The organism is Microbacterium sp. Bi128 (assembly GCF_918698205.1).
Map to the genome: position 1 here is coordinate 1 of NZ_CAKKMM010000277.1, position 5,365 is coordinate 5,365.

At 69.2% G+C, this 5,365-nt stretch carries 5 protein-coding genes and 1 pseudogene; 3 read left to right on the forward strand and 3 right to left on the reverse strand.

Going from position 1 to position 5,365, the window contains the following annotated elements:
* Together LQV45_RS16930 and LQV45_RS35805 are read left to right on the forward strand one after the other, a co-directional pair.
* Window positions 1-397: pseudogene (locus tag LQV45_RS16930) on the forward strand (DNA polymerase); the annotation flags it as partial.
* Between the two features lie 80 nt (window positions 398-477).
* Window positions 478-801, forward strand: coding sequence for a YegP family protein (locus tag LQV45_RS35805; protein WP_308288883.1), 324 nt, complete (start codon window positions 478-480; stop codon window positions 799-801).
* Window positions 802-886: 85 nt separating this feature from the next.
* Here LQV45_RS35805 and LQV45_RS16940 read toward each other — a convergent pair whose 3' ends face one another.
* From LQV45_RS16940 to LQV45_RS16950, 3 genes are all read right to left on the reverse strand, one after another.
* Window positions 887-1,567: a CoA pyrophosphatase gene (locus LQV45_RS16940; RefSeq protein WP_230008029.1), complete on the reverse strand. Its 681-nt coding sequence runs from the start codon at window positions 1,565-1,567 to the stop codon at window positions 887-889.
* Window positions 1,564-2,334 (reverse strand): endonuclease III, encoded by a 771-nt coding sequence (gene nth / locus LQV45_RS16945; protein WP_230008030.1) that lies wholly within the window; start codon window positions 2,332-2,334, stop codon window positions 1,564-1,566. The genes LQV45_RS16940 and nth overlap by 4 nt, the downstream gene beginning before the upstream one ends.
* Before the next feature lie 96 nt (window positions 2,335-2,430).
* Complete coding sequence (locus LQV45_RS16950; protein WP_230008031.1) at window positions 2,431-3,807, reverse strand: hypothetical protein; 1,377 nt, start codon at window positions 3,805-3,807, stop codon at window positions 2,431-2,433.
* A 431-nt stretch (window positions 3,808-4,238) separates the two neighbouring features.
* Between LQV45_RS16950 and LQV45_RS16955 the strand changes: the two genes are divergently transcribed.
* A partial coding sequence (locus LQV45_RS16955; RefSeq protein WP_230008032.1) for an AMP-binding protein occupies window positions 4,239-5,365 on the forward strand: 1,127 nt, incomplete at its 3' end.

Sequence of the window (5,365 nt, forward strand, 5' to 3'; positions counted from 1 at the left end):
GGGCCGGAGCAGCCCGCCGCCGTCGGAGCGCTGGCTGCAGAGCCAGCACTCCACCACCGCGGAAGAGCAGCGCCGGGCGGACTCGATCGCACGCTCGCGCGGCCGCTTCACCCGGAACTTTGTGGTCCAGGGCTCGGCCGCTGACTGGGCGGCATGCTGGCTCGCGGAACTGCGACGGAGGCTTCGCGCCATACGGTCGGACGGCGCAGCCGCCGGCGAACTGGTGTTCTTCCTCCACGACGAGGTGATGGTCCACTGTCCCGAATCCGCCGTCGGGGATAGCATCAAGGCGATCGAGGACTCCGCAAATGCCGCGAAGGAGCTCTTGTTCGGCCGCATTCCGGTCGAATTTCCGGTCAGCGTGGCCGTCGTCGATTCGTACGACAATGCCAAATGAGTGACCGAAGTCACCGCCTGTAACGTACCCGTCGGTAGCGTTGTGTGCGCTCCGTCACCGGGCTACCCTCGGAAAGGCCGGTGAATTTCCCGTACGATCCGCCGGCTATTGCAACGACGCAAGGATATTGGGGAGGCACAGGTTTGGCTGGCATTTTTGAGATCGCGCAAGCTGGCGACAAGGCTTATTTCTTCAGGCTGACGGCGGCGGATGGCACGGTAGTGGCCGTCTCCCCGCTCTTCAGCTCCATCAAGAGCGCGGCGGCGGGCATCAACGCCGTGCGCGAGAACGCCGCGACCGGCCTGGTTGTGGATCATTCCGGCGCTCACCGGCGGGTCGCCTCCAGCAGGTCGGGAGGACGGGCGATGGCTCCCCTGGCAGGCAGCCCGGTGGCTGCCGGCTAGATGGCTGCAACCCCGTTGCTGCCCGGCAGGCAGCCCGGCGGCTGCCGGCCAGCGGACCGGCCGGCGGGCCGGCGCCGCGCGGCCTTCACACATCAATCCCGTAGAGCCGCGCGCGGTCCCACGGCACGGCCCAGCCCAGCTGTTCAAAAAGCTGGTTCAGGATCATCCCGGTAAAACCCCACACCACGACGCCGTTGACGGTGAAGGCTGGGCTCTGGAATGTCTGGCCGGCCCGGCTGACCGTGGCCATCACCCTGTTGTCCGGGTCCAGCAGGTCCCTGACCGGGACCCGGAACACCTGCGCGGATTCACCGTAGTCAACCACCCGGACCGGCGACTGGGCAGCCCACCAGGCCAGGACCGGCGTCACCAGGAAATTGCCCCGGGGCAGGGCCAGTTCAGGCATCACGCCGAGTACGTCCACCCCCGCAGGGTTCAGGCCAGTCTCCTCCTCCGCCTCGCGGAGGGCCGCGTCCACCACGGACTCACCCGGATCGATGCCGCCGCCGGGAAACGCCACCTGCCCGGGATGGTCCTCCAGCGTTTGGGCCCGCTGCAGCAGCAGCACGTCCAAATCGGCCGGAGCCAGCAACTTCTCGGACACAGCGGGGACGTTGTCGAGCGCACCAAAGAGCATCAGCACCGCTGCCCTACGGACCCGCTCGCCGGGTTCGACGGCGAGTTCCCGCCAGCGCGGATCCGGGGCCGGCGCCGTGCCCGCCTCCACCGCGGCAACGAGCTCGACGAGGTCCTGGCGCGCGGTCACGGCTGTTTCCTCTGCGATTCCATCCGGATTTCCGCGGCGCGGTGAGTCTCGGCCAGCAGCCGGGCCAGCAGTTGCTCCTGGCCCGGGGCGAGTTCGTACTTCAGCAATTTCTTTGACTTCTCCGGGTCGGTTTCCCCCATGCCGTAGCTGGGGCACCAATTGGCCACCGCGCAGGCGCCGCACGCCGGCTTCCGGGAATGGCAGACGCGGCGGCCGTGAAAGACGACGCGGTGCGAGAGCATGGTCCAGTCCTTCGGCTCGAACAGCTCAGCGACGTCCGACTCGATCCGGACCGGATCATCCGACTCGGTCCAGCCAAAGCGCCGGGCCAGCCGGCCGAAGTGGGTGTCCACCGTGATGCCCGGGATGCCGAAGGCATTGCCCAGCACGACGTTCGCGGTTTTCCGCCCGACGCCGGGCAGCGTCACCAGGTCCGCGAGCCGGCCCGGCACCTCGCCGTCGTACTCGTCCACCAGCCGGGTGCACAGCGCCAGGAGATTTCTGGCCTTGGCGCGAAAGAAGCCGGTGGGCTTGATGATGGCCTCCAGCTCGGCCGGATCCGCCTCCGCCATCCGCCGCGCATCCGGGTAGCGCGCGAACAACAGGGGCGTGATCTGGTTGACCAGCACGTCCGTGGTCTGCGCGGACAGCACCGTGGCTATCACGAGCTCGAACGGCGTGCGGAAGTCCAGCTCCGCGTGGGCATAGGGGTACTGCTCCGCGAGTTCCCGGTTGATCCGGCGCGCGCGGCGCTTGAGCGCCAGCATTGACTCCCCCGACGCCCGCGGCGCACCCGGCTTGGCGCTCCCCGGGATCAGGTTGCCGGGTTCCGAGCCGCCGGATTCCGTGGTCACGGCGGCGGACTAACCGCGTTCGATGTTGCTGAGGTCCCGCAAAACGCCGAGCCGGCCGTCGGTGTGCTGGACCAGGAACTCGTTGCCGCGGTCCTCCAGGGCAAGGACCCAGCCGCCGGGTTCAATGACGAACGCCGGGGCGCCGGTGCGCACATCGACGGCGGTGCGGGGCTGCGCGACTGCGAACCAGAAGGCCTCGTGCACGGGGTGGACATCATCCTCCGCGGGCCGGCTGGCGGGATCAACGGTCGCGCCGATGGGTTCCTGCGGCCGGACCTGGGGGTTGACCGTAGTGGGGGCACTGCCGCCGGTGGCGGCCGGCACGCCGGCGGCCTGGGTCTGTTCCGCGGCCTGGGTCTGTTCCGCGGCGGGAGCGGTCTGTGCAGCCGCACCAGCGGCACCAGCGGCGGCGGCACCGGCTGCAGCAGGGACGCCCGCGGTCCGGGTCTTGTCCGCGGCGGACGGAGCAGACTCCGGAGCCGGGGCCTGCGTCGGGGCCGCCGATGAATCCGTAGATGCCGGCGCTGCCGCGCCGGCGGCTGGCACCACGCCCGAGATCTGGGTCTCCGGTGCGCCGGGCGCGCCAGCGCTGGGGGCCGCGGCGGACGCCGCACCCGCCGAAGATGCCCCGGCAGAGGGCCCGGCAGGTGTGGTTGCCGCCGGCGTGGCCGTCTGGCTGCCGGTGGCCGGACGCTTGGCCCAGCCCGCGGCCTCCCCGGAAGCGGCTTGGCCGGACGCAACCGGGCCGGACGCAACCTGGCCCGATGCGGCCGCCAGAGAGGCGCCCGCCCCGGCCGCGCCGGACGCACCCGCAGCGTCCTTGGTCAATTTGGATTCCTTCGGTTGTTTCGGTTGCTTCGGCGCCTTCGGTGCCCGGGGCTTTCGCACCGGGACAACAGCTTCGCGGGCAACCACGTGGGCAGGCGCGTCCTCCCGGCCCAGGAAATCGCCGGCAAAGAACGGGATCCAGCGGCCCAGCACCGTGGCGGCGAAGAGCCCCAAAGCGCCCAGGAGCGCGATCAGCATGCTCGGCACGAACGCCCCGGCGGCGGCGAGGAAAAAGAAGGCCAGCGTGAAGGACGCTACAACGGACGCGCACTGGTCGATCGACAGGCATCCGAGCCGGATCTTGGTCGACGGGCTGTTCCAGAGGTTGTAGGCGAAGGCAAACATCGGAATCAGTGAGGCGATGAAAAGAAGCAGCGTGGAGCCGAAAACGGTGAGGTCACGGATGGTGAACGGGCCGAGGACGGCTTCGTTCTTCTTCCCGGTCTTTTTGTCCACCGTGAAGCGTGGCGCATCCCCGAACCCGGCGGGCCCCGGCTGCGCCGTTCCACCCTGGTTCTGGGCGGGCGCCCGGAGCTGCCCGTTGTCTTGCTCGTTCATTCCGTATCTCCTTAGCATGGCGGCGCCCTGGACAGCGCCGTCTAACGGCAGGCAAGGACAGGACCGCCAGCGGTCCTGTCGCCTCCATCGGATGTCACAACTTCATCTCAGCCTAGCCAAGTGAATGGCCGATCACTAGCTGACAAGCCGTGGGCGGACGCAGCAGAATTCCCCAGATTTCCGAATCCCGGACGCTTGCCCCGGCCCGCCGTCCGGCGCCGGGGACAGACCACTCGGCGCTTAACGAACACCGCTCACGGTGCTGTTTGTGACGGGGCGCACGTTTGGTCGGACCCAAGTATTAGTGTTGATTCCAGACAGCGCTAGCGGCACTGCCGCCGTCTGCCGCCGCCCGACGTCGCGCATGCGGCCCGGCGCGACGGTGGCGAGCACGGCCGCGCAGCCCGGATCGATGAATGATGAGGTTCACCATGTCCCAGCAGACACCCGGCTCCACGGCCACGCAGACACCCCAGGGCGATGCGTTCGAAAACCTGTCCCAGGAGAACCGCCGTTTCGCGCCCTCGGCCGAGTTCGCCGCGAACGCAGTGGTCACCGCCGCCGATTACGCAGAGGCCGACGCCGACCGTCCCGCCTTCTGGGCGAAGCAGGCCCGGGAGCTGCTGAGCTGGTCCAAGGACTTCACCCAGGCGCTGGACTGGTCCGACCCGCCGTTCGCGAAGTGGTTCGTCGGCGGCGAGGTCAACGCGGCCTACAACGCCCTGGACCGGCACGTCGAGGCCGGCAACGGGGACCGGGTGGCGATCTACTTCGAGGGTGAGCCGGGAGATACCCGCACCTACACCTACGCGCAGCTGACCGAGGAGGTGAAGAAGGCCGCGAACGCGTTCGAGTCCCTCGGCGTGGCCAAGGGCGACCGCGTGGCCGTGTACCTGCCGATGATCCCCGAGGCCGTCATCACCCTGCTGGCGTGCGCCCGGATCGGCGCGATCCACTCCGTGGTCTTCGGCGGCTTCTCCGCCGAAGCCCTGCGCTCCCGGATCGACGACGCCGAGGCCAAGCTCGTGGTCACGGCCGACGGCACCTACCGCCGCGGCAAGCCCAGCGCGCTGAAGCCGGCCGTCGACGAGGCGTTGTCCCACGAGGGCGACGGCACCGGACACACCGTGCAGAACGTCGTGGTGGTCAAGCGCAACGGGGCGGATGTGGACTGGCACGAGGGCCGGGACCACTGGTGGGCGGACACCGTCGGCGCCGCGTCCCCCACACACACCGCCGTCGGGCACGACTCCGAACACCCGCTCTTCATCCTCTACACCTCCGGCACGACGGGCAAGCCCAAGGGCATCCTGCACAGCACCGGCGGCTACCTCACCCAGGGCGCCTACACGCACAAGGCGGTCTTCGACCTCCACCCGGAGACCGACGTCTACTGGTGCACCGCCGACGTCGGCTGGATCACCGGGCACTCCTATGTCGCCTACGCCCCGCTCATCAACGGCGCCACCCAGGTGATGTATGAGGGCACGCCGGACTCCCCGCACCAGGGCCGCTGGTGGGAAATCGTGGAGATGTACAAGGGCTCCATCCGCTACGA